Origin of the sequence: Cohnella sp. AR92, from assembly GCF_003990975.1 — a bacterium.
Taxonomy (GTDB): domain Bacteria; phylum Bacillota; class Bacilli; order Paenibacillales; family Paenibacillaceae; genus Cohnella.
In genome coordinates, this window is record NZ_RZJR01000012.1 from 81712 (window position 1) to 103103 (window position 21392).

Consider the following 21392-nt stretch of genomic DNA (forward strand, 5'->3'; position numbering starts at 1 on the left):
TTAGTGGTAGGGGCGAACGGGGGGATCCATCTGAAAATACAGCGCCTGCTAGGCATTACGATGGTGCTATTGAGCCGGAGACGGGTCAACGCCCAGACGCTTGCCGATCAATTCGAGGTCTCTCTGCGGACCATCTATCGCGATCTGGAGACCATCAATGCGGCGGGCATCCCTATCGTTTCCTATACCGGAACGGACGGCGGCTACGAGATCATGGAGCAATTCCGCATCGACCGGCAGATCGTGACGTTCGAAGACCTGCAGTCGATTCTAATTGCGTTAAAAGGCGTTCAAGCTTCGCTGGACGATAAGGAAATGGACAGCTTGCTTACCAAGATTAAAGCGCTTGCGGCCAGATCGGAACAGAACCGCATGGAAGAGCTCGGCGAAACCTTGATGTTCGATACGAATCTGTGGCATAGCGGCGGATTAAAGGACAAGTCCATCCTGGCTTCGCTTCGTCAGGCAGCCCGCAATCAGTCCGTTGTCTCCTTCCTTTATACGAACACGGAAGGAGTCGGAGAGCTGAGGGAAGCGGAACCGATCGGATTGGCTTGGAAAGGCTACGCCTGGTATTTATATTCGTATTGCAGGCTTCGCAGCGACTTTCGAACCTTCCGGCTCTCCAGGATAAGCGAGTTGCGCGTGTTATCGGAGCGTTTCGCCAGCCGCGGGGTTCGTATGGAGGAGCTGGATGCAAGGTGGGGGAATCGGGAGACGGGACCGGCGATTCCTCTCTTGCTTCGGTTCCATTCGCGAATGAGGGTACGGGTAGAGGAGGCTTTCGGGTTGGACAAGATCGAAGTCCAAACGGATGGATCCCTGCTGGTCAAGGCCGGCTATCCGGATAACCATTGGATGTACGGAATGCTGCTGAGCTACGGGCCGGACGTTCAGGTATTGGAGCCTTCGTTCGTGGCGGAGAAGATAAAACGCATGGGGTTTCAAATCTACCGTAACTATCCGGATACGGTATGATAGATAGACAAGCAGCGGCAGTTGAGGACATCGTTGTCCCTTCTTGGCTGCCGCTGCTCCGTACTTTTCGCTAATATCGCTGCTCACGTATCCAACTAAAGTTTTCTTGCTTTAATCACAAAAGTTACAGGATACATCTTTGCTCTTTTGGCCAAATCGCTGTTATCGTCTCTCGATTGCATGATCTCATCATCCGTTTGCTCGATCATTCGCTCAACTGCGAATCCCGCTTTCGCCAACGCGTTCACATAGGTTGACAGCTTACGGTCCGCTAATAATAGCTCGCCTTCAGCAGCTATCGGATACCAAGCTTCATCGAAATAACTCTTTCTAAAAACAAACCTATCATTCTCTTCCGTTACGCATCTGTGTATGGGGTGAGACCAACTGAAGATGAATATACCGTCTTTTTTTAGGTATGAAGCGACGCGGCCAAAAGTAACCTCAAGATCGGTGGTCCAGCCTATGGCATAAATCGAATAAACAAAATCAAAATATTCCCTCGGTATGCCGCATTCTTCTTCCATGGGAGAACAAATCAATCTTGCTGAAAGACCGCATGACGTTAAGTGTTGTGCTGCCCTTTCGATTTGTTTTTCCGATAAATCGATGCCCCATAGTTCAGATGCTTCCCGGTCTCCGTGATACTGCAAGGACTTCCCGTTTCCGCAGCCTATCTCCAACATCTTTTTTCCTGAGACGTCGCCAAAAAGCCGGCATTTCTCTTCCGAGACGAATGCTCCGTAAAAAGGAAGCACAATGGCTCCTAAAAAGTCGTTTCCTTTTGTATCCCAATAGAAGCTATTCGTTTTATAAATAAGATCCTTGTTCATCTTCATAGACTTCCCTCCGATGGTATTCAGCCGAATACAAAAACCATATCATTTTCTGGAAGAAATGAAAAAGACGAAAAACAAGCGTTCGTATTTTGTTAGAAATTAAGGAATATAGGCACGGAATGCTTTCAAGACGTTTTCACAAATAAGGTTCTCTTTAATTCTCGCAATTACGTCAATATTCACCCATTCACAAGATTCGCCAATCGGCATTACTTTAAAGGGGAACGATAGATCAAAAATCGAAAAACAGCCATGGACGATGAACGCTCATCCATGGCTGTTTTTCGATTTTTTCCTAGTAACGCTGCTCGTAATCCACTCGATTCTTGGCAGGCGCGCCCTGGTGGAGATAGGCCCGCAGATTCTCCACGAACAAGTCCGCCATTCGTTCCTTGTACTTGTCCGTCATGCCTCCGATATGCGGCGTGACGATGACGTTATCGAGCGACCAGAGCGGGTGCCCCTCCGGGAGCGGTTCGGGATCGAAGACGTCGAGCCCGGCTCCGGCGATCCGGCCCTGCTGCAGCGCGGCGGTCAGGGCATCGGTATCGACGGATGTCCCTCTGCCGATGTTGATGAAGATCGCTTGGCTCTTCATCCGTTCGAACGCGCGGGCATCGAATAGGAGGTACGTCTCGTCCGTACCCGGCAGGATATTGACGACGACGTCGCTCTCGGCGAGCACCTCGTCCAGCTTGTCCATCGTCTTCATATGATCGAAGAACGGCGCCGCCTGCCCGGTACGGCGAATGCCGACGGTGTTCATGCCGAAGGCTTGGGCGATTCGCGCGATCTCGGCTCCGATCTGCCCGGCGCCGACGATCCCGATCGTCCGCCCCCGAAGCTCGGTGTAAGTCTCGGCCCGTTCCCACTTGCCGGCGGCTTGGTTCCTCACGGCATGATGAAGGTTGCGAGTGAACGACAGCATCATCGCGAAAGCCGTCTCCGCCATCTGGACCGGGTGCACCCCGCTGGCGGTCGTGAGCACGATTCCTCTATCGGCGAACCGATCCAAGGGGAGGTTGTCCACTCCGGCCGATCCGGCCTGCACCCACTTGAGCTTCGCCCCGTCCTCCAGCGCTCCGCCTTGAACGACGGCCGGATGCCAGCCGCAGACGATCTCCGCCTCGAGGAACCGTTCCTTCGGAATGTCCCGAGGCTTGCCGAATAAGACCTCCCAACCCGGCGCAGCCTCTTGAATCCTTCTCTCCTGATCTTCCGTGAACCCGAACATGCTGACGATCAGACCCATGCGAACAGCCTCCTTTTCCCGCTATCTTTCTATTGTAAGGGCAAAGAGGCTTTTTCCCAACCCGGCTTGGGCATTAGGCTTGCATGCTCCTTCCGACTTCTGGCAACCGTAACAGGGAATAGATCCCTGGAAGAGGTGAGTGCCGTGAGGAAGTCTATGATGGTTAGAATCCCGCTGCTGGCCGGCGTCCTCGTTCTCCTGCTTGGAAGCTTGACGGCAGGCGGCGTTCGGGCGGAGCCGAAGAAAGCGGCGCCTAAGAGCGAGCTGCAAGCGGCTTTCGTCCGGGACGGAGATTTATGGGTCGCGGCAGCGGAGAAGGAATCGAAGCTGGCGCAAGGACCGGACGTGCGTAATCCGAGGTGGTCGGCGGACGGACGCTGGATCGCCTATAGCAAGGGGGAGCAGGAGAAGGAGCTGTGGCTGCGGGAGGCAAAAAACGGGAGAGAGAGGAAGGTGTCCGACCAGGGCGGAATCAACTTTCAATGGTCGCCGACGGGCAGCAAGCTGGCTTACCTGGAGGATCGGGCGCTTCGCTGGGAGGAAGCGGAGGGGGGAAGGCCGGCGGGAACCGTGGAGGAAATCGGCAACTACGGCTGGCTGCCGGACGGAAGCGGGTTTATCGTCTCCTCGGTGCCGCACCGAATCAAGGATAATTGGGCGCCGATTCGGATCAGCACGGTTCGGTTGGACCAACCGAGCCGATTCCAACCGTTGCACACGATCCCCTCCACGATGGACAAGAACTTCGCGGTCGGCACGGGGCGGTTCAAGTGGTCGGCGGACGGGCGGTGGGTCGCGTTCCTGGCGGTGCCTACCGCTTCTTGGTCGGCGGATTCGAACTCTCTCTGCGTCCTGTCCGCCGACGGCGAACGCTTCCTGCGCCTCGGATTCATGGTTCATGACGAAGACTGGTTTCAGTGGTCTCCAGGCGAGGCGAAGCTGGCGTTTATCGAGGGAGAGGGGCGCGAGGGAACGGCGAACAAGCGGTTGACGGTCGTGAGGATCCCGGCTGTCAAGCCCGTCGTCTATACGCCGGCCGGCTATGTGGACCGCGACTTCGCTTGGGACGGGGATGATCGAATCGTCGTCTCCCGCGCCAAAGAGTCCGAATGGACGGCCGATCCGGCGAAGCGCCCTTTCCCGTTCCTGGTCGGAGTCGAGCTGAAAAAGCGGCGCCAGACCGAGCTGACCGAACGGTCTTCCGCTTATGGCGATTACGATCCCGTGATCGCGTCTCCAGGCAAGCTTGCTTGGGTGCGCTCGAACCGGACGGATCGCAATTCGGTTCTCTTGGGGAATTCGCGGGCCGAGCGGGCATCCGTATGGATCGACAAGCTGGATCCTCCCGCCGCCTACTACGAGCAGTTCTACTGGAGCACGGCGTTGGATGTTGATGGCCGGCCGATGGGGCGATAATGGCAACATATCTGTTAGGCAGAACGAAGGGGGCAGTCGTTAACGTCAAAATGACGATTGACTTGCCCCTTATTTTTTGGTTGCGTTATGCTCTCAGGCGATTATATATGAATAATCATACTTATTTTTCGCGGAACTGCCGATTTCGGCGATTGTATTCGAAATATCATACACAAATTGACCAGTAGGACGAGAAGTGATCGAATAGATATGATTTTTCATATACATTTTCTGTATTTGGGTTATCCTCGCAAAATATATTCGAAAAATCGAATCCAATAACGGATCGGACGGATTCAATGGAGCGAACCGATCGGACAATCCTATAACGGCTCGCAGCAACCGCAACATCCCTGGTGCCATCGCCGAAGCTTGATCGTTCCTCCAAACTATAATATGGTGAAGGTTGCAGGAAGTAAGATCGGAGGGACGGACCATGGCGGCACAGATGCCGATAGAGCAGGCGATACCGCGGCTTCGGGAGGCGCTTGGAGCGCGCAAGAGCGCGGTGCTGGTGGCGGAGCCGGGAGCGGGCAAGACGACGAGGGTGCCGATCGCGCTGCTGGACGAGCCTTGGCTCAATGGGAGAAAGATCGTGATGCTGGAGCCGAGGAAGCTCGCGGCCCGCAACGCGGCTCGATATATGGCATCAACCTTGGGGGAAAAGGTAGGGGAGACGGTCGGCTATCGGGTCCGGATGGATACGAGAGTCGGCCCGAAGACGCGGATCGAGGTCGTGACGGAGGGCGTGCTGACGAGAATGCTGCAGAGCGATCCGTCGCTGGAGGAAGCGGGGCTCGTCATCTTCGACGAGTACCACGAGCGAAGCCTGCAGGCGGATCTCGGGCTTGCCCTGGCGCTCCAGTGCCGAGCTCTGTTCCGCGAGGACCTGCGGATCGCGGTCATGTCCGCGACGCTGGAGGCGGAGCCGGTCGCGGACCTTCTGGACGGAGCTCCGATCGTGCGAAGCGAAGGCCGGATGTTCCCCGTCGAGACGAGGTACGCGTCGAGCAAGCGGGAAGGGACGATCGAGGCGGAGGCCGCCGCGGTCGTCGCGAGAGCCCTCGCGGAGCAGGCCGAGGGCGACGTGCTCGTGTTCTTGCCCGGAGCGGGGGAGATCCGCCGCACCGAGGCGAGGCTTCGCGCGGCGCTGGCGGGCCGCGCGGTGGACGTGGCGCCGCTGCACGGGAGCTTGCCGCAGGAGGCGCAGGACCGCGCGCTCGCTCCGAGCGAGCCGGGAAGGCGCAAGGTCGTGCTGAGCACGGCGGTGGCGGAATCGAGCCTGACCGTGGAAGGGATTCGGATCGTCGTCGACGGAGGGCTGATGCGCGTTCCGCGGTTCTCGCCGCGGACGGGAATGGCCCGCCTGGAGACGGTGCCCGTATCGCTCGCCTCGGCCGACCAGAGGCGGGGACGCGCCGGACGCTTGGCGCCGGGCGTCTGCTATCGGCTATGGACGGAAGAGGAGCATCGGCGCCTGGCGCCGGTCGGGACGCCGGAGATTCTCGCGGCCGATCTGGCGGGGCTTGCTTTGGATTTGGCGGTGTGGGGAGTCAACGATCCGCAGGAGCTGGCTTGGCTCGATCCGCCTTCGCCCGCGGCCTACGGCCAGGCGAGGGAATTGCTGACGGAGCTCGGCGCGCTGACGGATGGCGGCAAGCTGTCCGCGCACGGCGAGCGGATGGCTCGCTTCGGGGTACATCCGCGTCTTGCGCATATGCTGCTTCAATCGAGCGCGCTCGGGCTGGCCGAGGAAGCAAGCCGGCTGGCCGCGCTGCTCGGCGAGCGCGATCTGCTGCGCGGGGACGCCTACCGCAGCGTGGACGTGGCGCTTCGCGTGAAGGCGCTGCGGGAGGGAGGAGCGCACGTCGACGAGCGAGTCCGCGAGCGGCTTCTGTCCGAAGCCGCGGAGCTGCGGCGATCGCTCGCTCAATTGGGCGGAAGCGCGGAGAAGGGGTCGGCCGCGGGGACGAACTCGGGTGCGGTCACGGCCTCGGCTACGGGCGCGGGCTTGGGAGCGATAACCTCCGCGCCGGTGGCGGACGCCTTGGGCGTCCTGCTCGGCTTCGCCTACCCGGACCGCATCGGCCGCCGCCGCGGGCCCGGCCGCTACACGCTCAGCATCGGGCGCGGAGCCGAGCTGCCCGAGGGGCAGCTCCTCGCCCAAGCGGAATACCTGGTCGCCGCGGAGCTCGACGACCAAGGGCAGGAGGGCCGCGTGCAGCTCGCCGCGTCCCTGGCGGAGGCGGATCTCGAGCGGCATTTCTCCTCTCTGATCCGCCTGGAGGAGATCGTCCGCTGGGACGCCGAAGCCCAGGCGGTCCGGGCGCGGGAGACCCGGCGGCTCGGAGCGATCGTGCTCTCCGAGCGCCCCCTGGCGAAGCCGTCCCCCGAGAAGGTAACGGAGGCGCTCCTTCAGGGGCTTCGCCAGGAAGGCCTCGCTATGCTCCCTTGGAGCCGCGCCGCGAGACAGCTTCAGGAGCGCGGCATCTTCCTCGCGGGGAGCGATCCCGCTTGGCCGGATTGGTCCGACGCCGCGCTGCTGGACACCCTCGAGGAATGGCTCGCCCCTTACCTGGGAGGCATGAAGAGCCGAGGCGACCTGCAGCGCCTGAATCTCGTCCAGGCGTTGGAATCGTCGCTCAGCTGGGAGCAGCGTTCCGCTCTGGACCGGGAAGCTCCGACGCACATCGCGGTGCCGAGCGGCTCGCGCATCGCGGTCGACTATTCGAACCCGGAGGCGCCATTCATCGCGGTGCGCCTGCAGGAGATGTTCGGGCTGCCCGATACTCCGCGAATCGCGAGAGGCCGGGTGCCGCTGACGATCCATCTGCTGTCGCCGGCCCAGCGTCCGGTTCAGGTGACCCGCGATCTTGCCAGCTTCTGGTCGAATGCGTACTTCGAGGTTCGCAAGGACCTCAAGGGGCGGTACCCCAAGCATTATTGGCCGGACGATCCGATGGAGGCGTCCGCCACGCGCCGGGTCAGGCCGCCGGGCTCCTGATTCGATACGACTCAAGAGAGCGCAAATATGCTATCATGAGAAAAAAAGGGAGTTAAGGGATAAAGATCCTTTTGCTGCTCGTTGAAGGGGGAGGAGAGTTGAAGCTATTTTTCCTATTCGGATTGCTCTGGTGGCTGTTAGGCAACCCGTTCCTGGCGTTCCTCGTTCTCGTTATCATCCTCTATTTCCTGGAGAGACGGTTTATCGGCCTGACTCCGAGCTTGTTCCGGCCTTTTAAGAGAAGGAGCTCCATCAACAAGCAGAGAAGGCAGATCCAGCTCAATCCGCATGACGTGTCGGCGAAGTCGGAACTGGCGAGGCTTTACCTCGAAGGGAGAAAATACAAGGAAGCCAGAGAGGTGCTGACCGGAATCGAATCGCGGATGGAGCACTCGGCGGAATATTGGAGCGACCTTGGGCTCAGCGAGCTGGGGCTGGGACGACTGCCGGAAGGGGAACGGGCGCTTAAGCGGGCGCTGGAGATCAGCCCTCGCGTCAAGTACGGCATTCCCTATCTGCGCTTGGGGGAAGCATTCGCCCAGAGCGAGCCGCAGAAGGCGCTGGAATATCTCGAGGAGTTCAAGTCCATTCATTCCTCCTCGTGCGAGGCCTATTATCGGCTGGGGCTCGTCTATGAGAAGATGGACCGCAAGGAGGAAGCGAAGAGCGCTTACGGCGAGTGCCGGACGATCTATCGCTCGCTGCCGAAGTATATGAAGAGAAAAGAGCGCAAGTGGATGCTGAAGAGCCTCCTCAAGCGTTGATTCGAACATGGAAAAAGGGAGCCGCCGCAGGCTCCCTTCGGTATGATAAGAAGAATTAGTCCAGGGCAGCTTCGACTTCCGAATCGGACTCTTCGGCTTGCTCGTCCGACGCTTCGGCTGCTGGTTCTTCCGCTTGGTCTTCAAGAGCGGCTTCCTCGGAGCTCTCTTCCAAGCTCTCTTGGGCCTCAGCTTCCGCTTCTTCCGCTTGCGCTTCGGCAACGGGTTCGTCAGCTGCCTCTTCTACCGCTTGAGCGGCTTCTTCTTGCTCAATGGATGCTTCTTCCGACTCGGACTCGGATTGTGCATCCGCTTCCAAAACTTCTTCGACGACTACTTCTTCGTTCGTGTCCATCGTCCATCCTCCTGTCATTTTATATAGAAGGAATTTCCCTCTGTCATCAAATTACCATGTTATTCTTAAAGTGGAAACGGTGTTAATTTAGGGGAAAATGTAAGCTTTCCTCGAAAACCCCATTTGTAAAGAAACCGTAATATGTAAGGGCTTATCCGACATTTCACGCAGCTGACAACAACCCCGTTCGGCTGTCGATATCGAGGGATTGCCGCAGAGATTTGACATCGTCGGCCCGATCCCTTATATTGTGGGGCGAAGATGGAGAACGGAGTGGATCGACATGAGAGGAGCCGGACGGAATCGGCAGGATCACGGCGGAGCGCGCGGAAGCAGAAGCGGAGGCGGAGGCGCGCAAGGCGGCTCGCGGGGGAACGGCGGCGCGCAGCGCGGCGGCCAACGGAACGATGACAGACGGCGCGGAGACGGACGCGGGGAAGGACGCCGCGGCGAGGACAGAAGACCGGGCTCGTTCGGACGTCCGAGCGCCAAGGGCTCGCCGCGTTCGGGAGGCTTCGCGACGGGAAGAACGGAACGCGCATCGTCCCGGCCGCACGGGGCGAATGCGGCCGGCGGCCAGCGAAGAGGCGAGCCGGCGGCCAGAGGCACGAGCACGCAAGGCATGAGCGACCGCGACCTGGTGCGCTCTTACGCGGAGCCGCTAAAGCTCGGGCGCCGCAAGGGAGAATGGCTCGACGTCCGCCTGCCGGAGACGCTCGTCGGCGCGCCTGTCCAGAAGGTCATGCAGCAGACGCCGCTGGCGCCGAAGTTGGCGAACAAGCTGGCGCAATCCAAAGGAGTCATCCTCCAGGGCTCGATTCTGCGTTTGCAGCTATTCCCTTCGGAGGCCATCGATTTTCCCGCGGATTGGATGGAACTGAACGTGCTGTACGAGGACGACTTCACGCTCGTGGTTAACAAGCCGTCGGGCATCGAGGTTCATCCGAGCGAGCACGGGCAGCGGCGCACGCTGGCGCACGGGGTCGCCTCTTATTACGAGATGACGAACCAGCAGGTCCGTATCCGCCACATCCACCGCATCGATAAGGAAACGACAGGCCCCGTTCTTTATGCGAAGAACGAATTCGCCCACTATCAGTACGACAAGGCGATGCGGGAGAAGAAGATCGAGAGAATCTATCTTGCGCTGGCCGAAGGCGTTCTGGAGAAGGACAGAGGAACGATCAACAAGCCGATCGGACAGGACCGCCACCACTCGACGAAGCGGAGAGTCAGCGAGACCGGGGATCCGGCGGTGACGCATTACGAGGTCGTCGAGCGGTTCGCCGACCATACGCTTGTCCGCCTCCGCCTGGAGACCGGCCGAACGCACCAGATTCGCGTTCACCTGTCCGCCATCGGGCACCCGCTCGCCGGCGACGGCATGTACGGAGGCAAAAGGGGGCTGATCGCCAGGCAGGCGCTCCACGGGGAGAAGCTGATCTGGCATCATCCTTGGACGAACGAGCCGCTGTCGGCGAGGGCTCCTCTTCCGGACGACTTCGCGGAGGCTCTTGAGAAGCTGCGGGGATAGGATATAAATATAGGTAAGAGGCCGTCCTATAGGACGGCCTTATTCTTATCGCACTCACCGGCTTTCGCTTATCGCTTCGGGTTGCTTGGAATACCGAAGGTTCATCGCAAGCAAGAGCAATGCAATGGCGGCGAGAACGATCCCGAGAATTCGAAATCCCGCAAAGTCGAACTCCCCTCCCATAATGATGCCGGTCAATAAGGAAGACATCATGGTGCCGAAGTATCTCGACGTATTAAACAGACCGGATGCTACCCCCGCCATTTCTCTCGGAGAGCTTGCGAACAATGCCGCTTGCATTCCGACGGTATTCAGCCCGTTGCTAAACCCGAACGCAACCAACGCCAAGCCTATGCTGACGATCGGCGAAGACGGAGTCCATGTTACGATCCATACCGAACCCGCTGTCATCAGCAAGGCGGATACGATCAAGGCGGGTCTTGGTCCCGATCGGTCGACCCATTTGCCGGCAATCGGCGAAGCGGCGATTGAACTGAGCCCCAAAGCGAGCATAAGAATCCCCGTATGGAACTCGCTGAGATGGCGCACCATTTGCAGATAGGACGGGACCCCGAAGAAGAGCGCGTAATAAAGGAGATTCACAAGCAAGTATTGAACGTTGACCCGGGTCAGCTCGGGGTGATCGCCGAAAGTGCGCAACGGAATAAAGGGCGACGGCGAGCGTAACTCGTGCCGGGCGAAGATTCCTATCGCCGCGAGTCCAAACAACCCGACCGTCATATCCCATGCGGAGAGATGACCGGAAGCTTTCGCCGACAGCACGCCGACGAGCAGAGCGACCAGCCCCGCCGCGAAGAGCAGAATCCCCGCAATGTCCATAGCTCCCAGCCATCCTCTCAAGGACAGGCGGCGCGCAACCGAAGCAGACGGACCATCCATAGGGATCATCTTCCATGCAAGCAGGAAGCTTGCCGCCACGAACGGAATATTGACGATAAAGATAGCGGGCCAATCCCACCACTCAATCAAGGCTCCTCCCGCAAAAGGTCCTATAGCCGCCGCGCCGGATAAGAGGATGGATAAGCCTGCAAGCGCGGACGCTTGCTTTTCCGTTATATAGATGCGGATAATCGCCGTCCCGACCGCAATGAGCATGCTTGTTCCGATCGCTTGCACGATACGGAATACGATAAGCCATCCCAAACTCGGAGAAAAGGGAGCCAGCAAAGCAGCTGCCAAAGAGACGGCAAGACCGGCCAGAAATATTTTCCTCCGGCCTAATAGATCGCTTACCCTCCCCATAACGGGCTGTGCTATCGCGCTCGCGATGTAAAAAGAAAAAACAACCCAGGAAACGGAAGTGAAATCAACCCGATAGACTTCTTGTAATTTGGAGATAGCCACGGCAATCATCGAGGAGTTCAGCGGGTTTAATAGTATTCCTAAACCAACGGAGATCATCAGCCATCTGTCGCGAGTTTTCATCCCTAACCTCCATCATCGTAATTGCTTTTTATCATAATCAAAGACGTTCATTCGCTCCAACGCATTTTAAGTCATGTTATTATGGCTTTAAAGGAATGAGGACGTGGAGGAGGGCGGAAAATGGAGCTTCTGCAGTTGCGCTATTTTGTGGCGGTGGCCCGATTGGAGCATGTCACCGAAGCCGCAAGGAGTTTGCACGTCACGCAATCGTCGCTCAGCAAAACGATTCAACGCCTGGAAGAAGATTTGGGAGTTCCTCTCTTCGATAGATACGGGAGGAAGCTTCGGCTGAATGAGTTCGGAAGCCGCTTTCTTCGCAGGGCGGAGAGGGCTTTGTTCGAATTGGAGCAAGGGAGGGAGGAGCTTAGCGATCTATCCGGCGCGGAGAGCGGCACGTTAGAGCTAGCGGTATCCGCCGCCAGCATGCTGCCGCAAATTCTCCGGGAATTTCGCAAGAAGCGTCCGAATATCCAGTTCCATGTGCAAATGTTGACCACCGAGGAGATGTCCGCGCGCATGAACCGAGGCGAAGTCGACTTTTGCTTATCTTCGCCGCCTATCGCGGGAGAGGATATTGAAAGCCAGGTTGTCTTCATTGATCCCATTGTCGTAGCGGTTCCGACTGGACATCGCTTAGCGGAACGAAGCAGCGTATCCCTGGCGGATCTGAGAGGGGAAAGCTTTGTCGGCATGAAGAAAGGCTATGGCACTCGGGATCGATTGGATTCCCTGTGCCGTTCGGCTGGATTCGAATTTTATTACGTGTATGAGGGGGATGAGCCTACGCGGCTGAAAAGCCTCGTGGAAGCTGAGATTGGCATCGCCTTCCTTCCAAGCTCGGCAAGGATGCCCGGGGAGAAGATTAACTATCTGAAGGTGGAAAGTCATGACCTGTCGCGCGAAATCGCTTTGTCCCGGAACAAGAATCGTTACCTTTCGCAGGCGGCATTGGATTTCCGCGAGGTCGTTCTGAGTTACTTCGCAACGTTAGCGAAAGAGTCCATATAAACGTATGGCAACGTGGGTGTCAACCCGCGGTTGGAACGCCAAAAAGGCCGGCCTCTCCGTCATCAAGACTTCCGGGACGGCCCCGTATTTTTGCAACGATCAATGCTCCTGGAAGAACATTTCCTCGCGCTGCTTCTTGGCGTATTTCTTGAGCTCGTCCGTAATGATCTGCTGAAGCTCCTCTTCCTCTTCGAATTGAATGCCGTAATGCAAGGAGTGAGCTTTCTGCTCCTGCCATAGGATAGAGCCGCGAACGGTCATCGGCTGCGTCAGTTCGAAGGAGAGGATCAGCTTGCAGGAATGCTGGTTGGTTCTGAAGTTCAGCGGGGTATCCAGCTTGCAGCCCTTCGGGCTAAGATCGAGAAGCTCGGCTTGCCCCTGCTTGCTCTCCAGCTTGCTGCTGTCGATCTCGCAGAGTTGGATGAGGCAAGGGACGGCGGGGATAAAATCGTAACGGAACGGTTCGTTTCTTCTAGAGATGGTCATTGGGCCGGAACCTCCAGATCCTTTCGTATTCCCAAGCATGTAAGGAGTATTATAGATTCGGTTTCTGAACAATTACTGAAAACAATCTTGAAAATAGAAACGGCTTTTGCCGCTCTCCCGCTTGCGAAGTAAACTCCGTTGTGTTATTTTATTGTTCGAGAACGAAATGACCGGATTGTTATTTTGGTCAGTTTCTGAAGAGGGGAGTTGGAAGAGATCGCGGAGAGAAAGCAGACGGACCGCCGCAAGCTGATCGTGGAAGCCGCCGCCCGTTCTTTCGAGACGTTCGGCTACAAGGGCACGACGATGGATCAGGTCGCTAAGCTCGCCAAAGTAGGCAAAGGGACGATCTACACCTTTTACGCGAATAAAGAAGAGCTCTTCGAGGAGATCATGACCGGCCTCATTCAGGAGCTGAAGGTCGTCGCGGACGGAATTCTGGACGAGAATCTGCCCTTCGCGGACAATCTGATGAACGTTCTTCATAAGGTGTCCGATTACCGGGATCGTCATGCGCTGGCGGTGAAGCTCTCGCAGGAGGTTCGAGATATCGGAACTCCGATGGCGAAGGAAGGGCTCGAGAAAGTGGAGAAGGCGATCATCGCCTATATTGCCCGCCATGTGAAGGAAGCATCGGACAAGGGAGAGATCAGGCCCTGCAATCCGGAGCTGACCGCCTACATGATGCTTAAGATGTACTTGGCGCTCACCGCGCAGGGGCATCATCTGCACGAACCGCTGAGCAAAGAAGAGATCTTAAAGAGCTTCCGGTTCTATTGCTATGAAGGGTTGGCTACTCGCTGAACCTTCTTTTTTGTTCCGGATTGACCAAATGATTGAATTGGTCATTTAGTTTTACGGGGAGAGGATGTTGGAGATGGCAAGGAAAAAAGACCAGGAGATCGGGGTCGTAAGAGGAGAATTCAAGCGGCTTAAGAGCAGCAAGATGGCTATGTTGTCCATCGCGGGCCTTGCCGTAATCCCGCTGCTTTACAGCGGCATGCTGATCGGATCGTTCTGGGATCCTTACGGACGCCTTGGCGACATGCCGGTCGCCGTCGTCAACGAAGACAAGGGAGCCGTCATGGACGGCAAGAAGCTGCAGATCGGGGAGGATCTGGTTCGAGAGCTTCGGGACAACGACGATTTCGATTGGAAGACGGCGGACCGGGAGAAGGCGATGGACGGGCTGAAGGATCATAAGTACTCGCTCGTCTTCGTGATTCCGGAGGATTTCTCGGAGAAGGCGACGACGCTTAAGAATGAGTCGCCCCAGCCGGCCGAGCTCAGCTATTATGTCGATGACGGCTACAATTACCTGACCTCGACGATCGGCTCGAAGGCGGCGGAGAGCCTCAAGGAGCAAGTGTCCCGCGAGGTCACCAAAGCCTATGCCGAGACGGTGTTCGCCTCCATCGGCGACGCGGCGAGCGGCTTCGGAGATGCGGCGGACGGCGCGGCCCAATTGGCCGACGGCGCGAAGTCCGCCGAGGAAGGCGCGCAGCGGCTTCGCGACAACCTCGCCAAGCTGACCGGCGGAGCGACCGATCTGAAGACCGGAGTCGCGAAGCTGGCGAACGGCTCGGATCAACTGCTAAGCGGAGTGAAGAAAGCGGACAACGGAAGCGCCTCGCTCTCGCAAGGCCTGGCGCAGCTGCAAGCGGGCGGCGGCCAGCTGGCGGCGGGAGCCGCCCAAGCGGCGACGGGTGCCGACAGCGTCGCGTCGGGAGCGAAGCAGCTGGCGGAGAGCGGCAAGGCGCTGGCCGACGGAGCGAGCGGCGCGAAGCAGGGCAGCGAGACGCTGGCCGGCGGCGCGAGCGAGCTGGCGGCGGGGCTGAAGCAATACGCGGCGGCGCATAGCGAGCTGGCGAACGACGAAGGGCTGCAGAAGCTGATCGCGGCGGCGGAAGCGGTCTCCGCGGGAGCCGATCAGCTCAAGCAAGGCGTGAGCGGCGTGGCTTCCGGCGCGGCCCAGTTGAATGCCGGCCAACAGAGCTTAGCGGAAGGCGCGGGCAAGCTGCAGTCGGGTATCGGAACGCTGGATTCGGGGCTTGCTAAGTTCAACGAGAAGCTATCGGAGGCCGCTTCCGGAGCTTCGGAGCTGTCCGGAGGCTTGAAGCAGGTGCTCTCCGGTACGGAATCGCTTAGGAACGGACTTCATCAAGCGGGCAGCGGCCTGATCACGGTAAGCGACGGCTCGTTCTCTCTGGCGGAGGGCTCCAAAGAGCTCGAGGCCGGAATCTCCAAGCTGGAGAACGGTTCGGCGGAATTGTCCGGCAAGCTCGGCGACGCATCGAAGGAAGCGTCCTCGATCGACGGGAACGAGAACCAGGCGGAGATGTTCGCAAGTCCGGTATCGCTCTCCGAGAACAAGCTGGCCGGCATCCCGAACTACGGAACGGGAATGGCGCCGTACTTCCTGTCTCTCGGCTTGTACGTGGGCGTTCTCATGTCCACCGTCATCCTCCCGTTGCGGGACGCGGCCGGGCGGGTCAGAAGCGGCTGGAGATGGTATCTCTCCAAGCTCCTGCTATTCGCGCCTGTCGTCCTGCTCCAAGCGGCGCTGGTCGATACGGTCCTGATCCTCGGCGTCGGGCTCGACGTGCCGAACGTGCCGCTCTTCTACGCGATAAGCGCGGTGATCGGACTGACCTTTATGGCGATCGTGCAGTTCTTCGTCACGCTGGCGGATACGGTCGGCCGGTTTATCGCCGTCGTTCTGCTGACGCTTCAGCTCGCGTCCAGCGAAGGTACGTATCCGGGCGTTCTGCTGCCGCACTGGCTGCAGAAGATCAGCGACTGGATGCCGATGACCCACGCGATCAAGGCTCTGCGCCTCGCGTTGGCCGGAGGGAATGCATCGGCGATCGGAGAGCAGCTCCTGCTGCTGGCCGTTTACGCGGCGGTCTTCGTCGTTCTTGTGCTGCTTCTCTTCAAGTGGCGAAGCGGCAAAGCGGAGTCGTATCGGGCGGATTCCATCGACGCCCCCGCGCATGCCTGATCGGCTATATGGAACAAGCGGCAACCCCCATGAGGCATTGGGCCTTATGGGGGTTGCTGGCGTTAAATGAACATTTGTGTGACATTGGTCCTAATTCTGTTCATATTTCGCGGTTTTCCTTCATTTTCCGGGCTATTTTGCCGTTAAGAAGAGGTAGAGGTCTAAATACAGGACGATACCAGGAGGATTCAATGAAGTTGAAGAGAAGATCGAACCAATGGATATCGCTGATGTTGGCCGTGGTGCTGAGCGTAGTGTTCTCTGCGTCGGCCTATGGCGCATCTACCGCCACTTTGTCCAAGATTATCCTTTCCAACAACGAGATGACCCTGTCGGTTGGGGATTCCTACTCGCTAACCGCGACGGGACTCTACAGCGACAACTCGACGGCAAACCTGACGGTTTATTCCACTTGGAGCAGCTCGGATACGGCAGTCGCCTCCATATATAACGGCACGATTACGGCGAAGGCGGTCGGCACCGCTACGGTGTCCGCCACCTTCGACGGAGTGACGCAGACCGCTCAAGTGAAGGTCACGAAGAAGGTCAAGGCGCTGACGAAGGATACGCAGAGCCTCGATCTGCGCAAGGACGCGACCGCCACGATCAAGCTGACGGCGACCTACAGCGACAATACGACGGCCGACGTGACCGCGGAAGCCGACTGGACGTCGACGAACGATAACGTCGCGACCGTCGTGAACGGCAAAGTCACGGCGATCGGCGCCGGAACGGCGACGATTACCGCCGTTTACGGCGGCAAGACGGTGACCGTCGGCACGAAGGTCGAGGTTATCAGCCGCCTGGAAGCCAGCCAGAGCAAAGTGTCCATGCTGCTCGACGGAACCGCTCCGGAGATTACGCTGACGGCGACTTACGCCGATGGAACGACTTCCGACGTTACCTCCAAGGCAGTATGGTCGTCCAGCGACGAAGACATCGCTGCGGTGGTGAATGGTACGATCCGAGCTTACGGCGCCGGCACGGCCGTCCTGACGGCAACCTACGGCACGAAGAGCGCGAACATTACGGTGGACGTCGACAAGACCTCCATCCTGACGGTTGACGACGACAGCTTGTACCTGAGCGTCAAGGGAACGAAGCAGTTGAAGCTGACGGCAACGCTGGCGGCGGGCGGCAGCTCGGATGTCACGGGCAGCGCGGCCTGGAGCTCGAGCGATTCCTCGATCGTCTCCGTTGACGAAGGCTTGGTAACCGCCAATAAATCCGGCTCCGCCGTGATAACGGCAACCTACAACGACAAGTCGATCGCGATTGCGGTCGACGTCGATGTCGCCAAGTACCTGGACGTAACGCCTTCGAAGCTTTCCCTGTCGGCTGGCGCCACCTCCAACCTGACGGTCAAAGCGACTTACGCGGACGGAACGATGGATAACGTCGAAGCTTCGGCGTCGTACGCTTCGAGCAACGAGAACGCGGCATTCGCCACCAAAGGCAAGGTAACGGCAACGAAGTCGGGCACCGCCGTCATCACCGTCTCCTACGGCGGCAAGACGGCCGACGTGACGGTCTACGTCGACGTTCCGAGCAGCCTGTCGACTTCCAAGAGCGAAGTCTACCTAGAGCCGAAGGAAACCTTCGCCGCGGATGCGAAAGCCGTTTACGGGGATAACGCGCCGGAGAAGATCATTACCGGTTCGGCGACGTGGACGACAAGCGATTCTGCGGTTGCCACGGTTGACGCAGGCGTCATTACGGCGGTTGCGGCAGGCAACGCTACGATCACGGCGACTTATAACGGCAAGAGCGTATCGGTGACGGTCTACGTCTCTACCGCCAAGCGCATCGAGCTGGACAAGACGCAAGTGTCCGTCCTGCTGAAGGGTACCGATACGGTTACGCTGACCGCGACCTACGCGAACGGAGACCAGAAGCCGATCACGAACCTTGCGACTTGGACCTCCAGCAATGAGGACGTTGCCGACATTCAGAACGGCGTCATTACCGGATACAAGGCCGGAACGGCTACTTTGACGGCAACCTACGGTTCCAAGACCGCCAAGGTAACGGTCGATGTCGACGCGACTTCTATCCTGAAGGCAAACAGCACGAACGTGTTCTTGAAGAATGTCGGCGATACGTTCCCGGTAACGCTTAAAGCCGTTCTTGCGGTCGGCGGGGAATCCGACGTGACGGGCACGGCGGATTGGACGACGAGCAATTCGTCCGTCGTATCCGTTTCCGGCGGCGTTATCACCGCGCTGTCCACGGGGACGGCTACGGTAACCGGAACTTACAACGGCAAGTCGGTCAAGATCTCGGTCGATGTCGCTACCGCGAAGTACCTGGAGATCAGCGGCGACGAAGAGCTGGCGATGAGCGCCGGCGACGTCGATAGGCCGCTCACCCTGAAGGCGACCTTCGCGGACGGAACGGTCGGCGACGTAACGGACCTGGCGACCTGGTCGTCCAGCAACGAAGATGTAGCCACGGTAACGAACGGCGTGATCTCCACTTACAAGATGGGCAAGGCAGTTATTAGCGGATCCTACGGCGGGAAGACGGCGAAGGTTACGGTGTATGTCGATATCCCTTCGAAGCTGACGACCGCCTCGAAGACGATTCGGGTAGACGTCGACAAAGAAGTAACGGTAGATTTGACGGCTGTTCTCTCGACGGGGCCGAAGGACGTCCGCAAGGATGCGAAGTGGACCTCGTCCAATACGAAGATCGCGACCGTCGATAACGGCGTGATCACCGGGGTGGCGGAAGGCTCCGCGACGGTGAAGGCGGAATACGCCGATCTCTCCGTTACCTATACGGTCAAAGTCGGATTGATGGACGTCGTCGAAGTCGATACCCGCGTGCTCAGCCTCTCGGTCGGCGACGCGCAGCAGATCAGGCTGACGGCGGCAATTGACGATAGCAGCACCTCGAAAGATTACACGAACGAAGCAACCTGGAAGTCGAGCAAGCCTTCCGTCGCCGACGTCAAGAAAGGCCTCGTAACCGCCTATGCGAAGGGCAAAGCGACGATCACGGCAACCTATGGCGGACAATCGGTGACGATCTCGGTTGACGTCGATCAGGTAACCCGCATCGAGATCTCGGAAGCAAGCCTGTCGCTGAAGTCCGGAGATAGCTCGGAGCTGAAGGCCGTCGCGGTGTTCAGCAACGGAAGCACGAAGGATATCACGGATCTGGACACCACGGAATGGAAGTCGAGCAACGTGAAGATCGCAACCGTGAAGAAGGGCAAGGTTACGGCCGTCGGCTACGGCAAGACTTCGATTAGCGTCAAGTATGCAGGCAAGACGGCGAAGGTAGCCATCGATGTCGATACGCTTAAATACCTTGAGACGGACTACGTGAACGTCACGATCGCCCAAGGAGCGACCTTCCAGCTGACGGCTACGGCGACTTATGCCGACCAGTCGGAACAGAACGTCAGCAAGCAGGCTCTCTGGACAACCTCCAAAGCAGCGGTCGCTACCGCCAAGGACGGCTTGATCAAGGCGAACGGCAAAGGCAAAGCCACGCTGACCGTCTCGTATGCTGGCAAGAAAGTAAAAGTGTACGTTACGGTCAAATAAAGAAGGCAATACCGCAAAAACCAAGGGCTGCTTCGAAGGTCGGATGACCTGCGAAGCAGCCCTTGGTTCATTCTGGGAGGATCGGATATTTCCGCCGGTAACAGGCGATATTACGAATTAATAAAAGCGGTATTCAGATGAGAGCGATAGACCACTTGATATTGCAGCCCCGTCGCGATGGCGGCCAGCGGAACATACGTCTTGCTGACGCTCCCGACTTGCTGGGCATAGGCGGGAACCGCCAACGCTTTGGCGGCGCCGTTGACCTTCATCGTCTTCGAGCCCAGCGTGATGGAGACGGTATTGGCTCCCTTGACGAATGTAGCGGTCTTCGTCTTGTTGTCCCATTTGACTTGCGCGCCGGTTGCGTCGGCCACGTCGGTCAGAGCGAGGAACGTCGTGCTGCTGCGAAGCATCGGCTGATTTGGCGTTGTCAGCGCTTGGCCATTGATATAGATGGCCGGCGCAACCGGTTGTCCGTTCTTCAGCTTATCCTTGGCAGGAATGCGGGTGTACGATTGCCAGATGGCGTCCGAGAATTGCTCGGCAATGGCCGCATACCCCTGTTGATTCGGATGAACGTCCTTATCGTAGAAAATATGGGTCAGCGACATCTCCTTGCCGGCAAACAAAGAGCGGATAGGTACGACATCGACGGCGATGCCCTCGTCGTCAAGCTCCTTCGCCAGTTGGTCCAATCGATCCGCCAAGTTGTCCGTCACCTTGATGAATTGGTCATAGAGCGCGGCGTCATACTGAACGGGCATCGGCAGGTATTGATCGGTCAGCTTGATCGTCGCTTGAGGTGCCAATTCATGGATGAGCTGGATCGCTTTTTTAACCTGGTCTGTATAATTATTCAGTTTGCCGTCAATTTCTGCATTCAATTTAACAGCGGCGTCCTTGGGGTCGAGGTCAAGAAGGCTGCGTATGTAATCGAGGAAGTCGTTGCCGCCAATCGTCATGGCTACCAGATTCGAATCGGCGAGCGCGCTGTTCAGAGCGACGGTCTTGGCCCCGATCTCGTCCGCGAGGCCGATGATTCGATCGTCCGGGAATTTGGTGAAATCCTGGATTTGGCTGTGCGTTAGCTTCTTCTTATCCTTGGCGCCTTGCAGCAGATTCGTCAGTCCCTCGGAAGTCAGTCCGACGACCGCATAGTTGCTGAGCTCGGCCGGTCCATGAAGCAGCGCCTGCTCGTAGAGGCGATCCCCGTATCCATAGATGTCTGACCAGTCCTTTACGCCGGGCTCGTAGCCGACGCTGACGGAGTCGCCTAGAACGACGATTCGATAGGGTGAAGAGACGGACGTTTGAGTCTGGGTAGTTGTGGATTGTACGGTTCCAGCCGCATTTGCGGCAGGGATCCCGGCAGCTCCAACGGCGAAGGAAGAGATGGCGATTGCGCCCGCGAGCGCAGTAACGGATAGGGCTTTCAGCTTTTTCAAAGAATGATTCCTCCCAATCGTTTGTCGAAAGTTCATGAACAATACCGCTTATCGGCTGCATAAAAATATTAAATTGCCATTCTTGACAGGGTGATGTTAAAATAATATAACTACAAAATGAATAATTATAAGAAATAACGGGTTGTACGGCGAAATCGAACGCGGACGACAACGAATACGCCGCGTATCTGCGCCCGCTAAGCCGTTATGTTTATTATAATTGACACGGGTTATCATCGCCACAAGCGATTATTGAGGAGCCGCCTATCGCCACAAGCGCTGGAGGTTGAATCAAGATCCTTTCTTCCGT

Annotated in this window: 15 protein-coding genes; 9 read left to right on the plus strand and 6 right to left on the minus strand. The window is 58.0% G+C overall.

Annotation, left to right across the window (positions count from 1 at the left end; genetic code table 11):
• The first annotated feature begins 3 nt into the window (after positions 1–3).
• On the plus strand, positions 4–978 hold the full coding sequence (locus tag ELR57_RS20215) for a helix-turn-helix transcriptional regulator (RefSeq protein WP_126960907.1): 975 nt from the start codon (positions 4–6) through the stop codon (positions 976–978).
• Positions 979–1073: 95 nt separating this feature from the next.
• Here the strand turns inward: ELR57_RS20215 and ELR57_RS20220 are convergent, their stop codons facing one another.
• Positions 1074–1811, minus strand: a complete 738-nt coding sequence (locus ELR57_RS20220; RefSeq protein ID WP_126961043.1) for a class I SAM-dependent methyltransferase — start codon at positions 1809–1811, stop codon at positions 1074–1076.
• A 301-nt stretch (positions 1812–2112) separates the two neighbouring features.
• Complete coding sequence (locus ELR57_RS20225; RefSeq protein WP_126960908.1) at positions 2113–3069, minus strand: D-2-hydroxyacid dehydrogenase; 957 nt, start codon at positions 3067–3069, stop codon at positions 2113–2115.
• Between the two features lie 144 nt (positions 3070–3213).
• Between ELR57_RS20225 and ELR57_RS20230 the strand changes: the two genes are divergently transcribed.
• From ELR57_RS20230 to ELR57_RS20240, 3 genes are all read left to right on the plus strand, one after another.
• Complete coding sequence (locus ELR57_RS20230; protein ID WP_126960909.1) at positions 3214–4485, plus strand: TolB-like translocation protein; 1272 nt, start codon at positions 3214–3216, stop codon at positions 4483–4485.
• Positions 4486–4921: 436 nt separating this feature from the next.
• Complete coding sequence (gene hrpB / locus ELR57_RS20235; protein WP_126960910.1) at positions 4922–7489, plus strand: ATP-dependent helicase HrpB; 2568 nt, start codon at positions 4922–4924, stop codon at positions 7487–7489.
• 98 nt (positions 7490–7587) lie between these two features.
• Complete coding sequence (locus ELR57_RS20240; RefSeq protein ID WP_126960911.1) at positions 7588–8253, plus strand: tetratricopeptide repeat protein; 666 nt, start codon at positions 7588–7590, stop codon at positions 8251–8253.
• Between the two features lie 55 nt (positions 8254–8308).
• Here the strand turns inward: ELR57_RS20240 and ELR57_RS20245 are convergent, their stop codons facing one another.
• On the minus strand, positions 8309–8605 hold the full coding sequence (locus tag ELR57_RS20245; protein WP_126960912.1) for a hypothetical protein: 297 nt from the start codon (positions 8603–8605) through the stop codon (positions 8309–8311).
• Positions 8606–8888: 283 nt separating this feature from the next.
• On the opposite strand from ELR57_RS20245, the gene ELR57_RS20250 reads away from it, so the two are divergent.
• Positions 8889–10139 carry an RluA family pseudouridine synthase gene (locus tag ELR57_RS20250; RefSeq protein WP_238162628.1) on the plus strand — a complete coding sequence of 417 codons (1251 nt, stop codon included), beginning with the start codon at positions 8889–8891 and terminating at the stop codon, positions 10137–10139.
• Positions 10140–10193: 54 nt separating this feature from the next.
• Here the strand turns inward: ELR57_RS20250 and ELR57_RS20255 are convergent, their stop codons facing one another.
• Positions 10194–11585, minus strand: coding sequence for an MFS transporter (locus tag ELR57_RS20255; RefSeq protein WP_126960913.1), 1392 nt, complete (start codon positions 11583–11585; stop codon positions 10194–10196).
• A 120-nt stretch (positions 11586–11705) separates the two neighbouring features.
• Between ELR57_RS20255 and ELR57_RS20260 the strand changes: the two genes are divergently transcribed.
• The gene (locus tag ELR57_RS20260; protein ID WP_126960914.1) at positions 11706–12593 is read left to right on the plus strand and encodes a LysR family transcriptional regulator; all 888 of its coding nucleotides are present in this window, start codon (positions 11706–11708) and stop codon (positions 12591–12593) included.
• Positions 12594–12692: 99 nt separating this feature from the next.
• On the opposite strand, the gene ELR57_RS20265 is transcribed toward ELR57_RS20260, so the two are convergent.
• Entirely contained in the window at positions 12693–13079 is a 387-nt protein-coding gene (locus tag ELR57_RS20265) for a PilZ domain-containing protein (protein ID WP_158630091.1), read from the minus strand.
• Between the two features lie 207 nt (positions 13080–13286).
• Between ELR57_RS20265 and ELR57_RS20270 the strand changes: the two genes are divergently transcribed.
• The 3 genes from ELR57_RS20270 to ELR57_RS20280 all read left to right on the plus strand — a co-directional run bounded on the left by ELR57_RS20270 (position 13287) and on the right by ELR57_RS20280 (position 19634).
• Positions 13287–13883, plus strand: coding sequence for a TetR/AcrR family transcriptional regulator (locus tag ELR57_RS20270; protein ID WP_238162629.1), 597 nt, complete (start codon positions 13287–13289; stop codon positions 13881–13883).
• A gap of 73 nt (positions 13884–13956) precedes the next feature.
• The gene (locus ELR57_RS20275; RefSeq protein WP_158630092.1) at positions 13957–16080 is read left to right on the plus strand and encodes a YhgE/Pip domain-containing protein; all 2124 of its coding nucleotides are present in this window, start codon (positions 13957–13959) and stop codon (positions 16078–16080) included.
• A gap of 197 nt (positions 16081–16277) precedes the next feature.
• Positions 16278–19634: an Ig-like domain-containing protein gene (locus ELR57_RS20280; RefSeq protein ID WP_158630093.1), complete on the plus strand. Its 3357-nt coding sequence runs from the start codon at positions 16278–16280 to the stop codon at positions 19632–19634.
• A gap of 110 nt (positions 19635–19744) precedes the next feature.
• Here ELR57_RS20280 and ELR57_RS20285 read toward each other — a convergent pair whose 3' ends face one another.
• Complete coding sequence (locus tag ELR57_RS20285) at positions 19745–21082, minus strand: stalk domain-containing protein (RefSeq protein ID WP_158630094.1); 1338 nt, start codon at positions 21080–21082, stop codon at positions 19745–19747.
• Positions 21083–21392: the final 310 nt, after the last annotated feature.

What these genes read in the sequence shown, in the direction of transcription:
- ELR57_RS20220 (WP_126961043.1), bottom strand. Translation starts at nt 1,811, where the DNA reads ATGAACAAGGATCTTATTTATAAAACGAATAGCTTCTATTGGGATACA.
- ELR57_RS20225 (WP_126960908.1), bottom strand. Translation starts at nt 3,069, where the DNA reads ATGGGTCTGATCGTCAGCATGTTCGGGTTCACGGAAGATCAGGAGAGA.
- hrpB (WP_126960910.1), top strand. Translation starts at nt 4,922, where the DNA reads ATGGCGGCACAGATGCCGATAGAGCAGGCGATACCGCGGCTTCGGGAG.
- ELR57_RS20245 (WP_126960912.1), bottom strand. Translation starts at nt 8,605, where the DNA reads ATGGACACGAACGAAGAAGTAGTCGTCGAAGAAGTTTTGGAAGCGGAT.
- ELR57_RS20250 (WP_238162628.1), top strand. Translation starts at nt 8,889, where the DNA reads ATGAGAGGAGCCGGACGGAATCGGCAGGATCACGGCGGAGCGCGCGGA.
- ELR57_RS20255 (WP_126960913.1), bottom strand. Translation starts at nt 11,585, where the DNA reads ATGAAAACTCGCGACAGATGGCTGATGATCTCCGTTGGTTTAGGAATA.
- ELR57_RS20260 (WP_126960914.1), top strand. Translation starts at nt 11,706, where the DNA reads ATGGAGCTTCTGCAGTTGCGCTATTTTGTGGCGGTGGCCCGATTGGAG.
- ELR57_RS20265 (WP_158630091.1), bottom strand. Translation starts at nt 13,079, where the DNA reads ATGACCATCTCTAGAAGAAACGAACCGTTCCGTTACGATTTTATCCCC.
- ELR57_RS20275 (WP_158630092.1), top strand. Translation starts at nt 13,957, where the DNA reads ATGGCAAGGAAAAAAGACCAGGAGATCGGGGTCGTAAGAGGAGAATTC.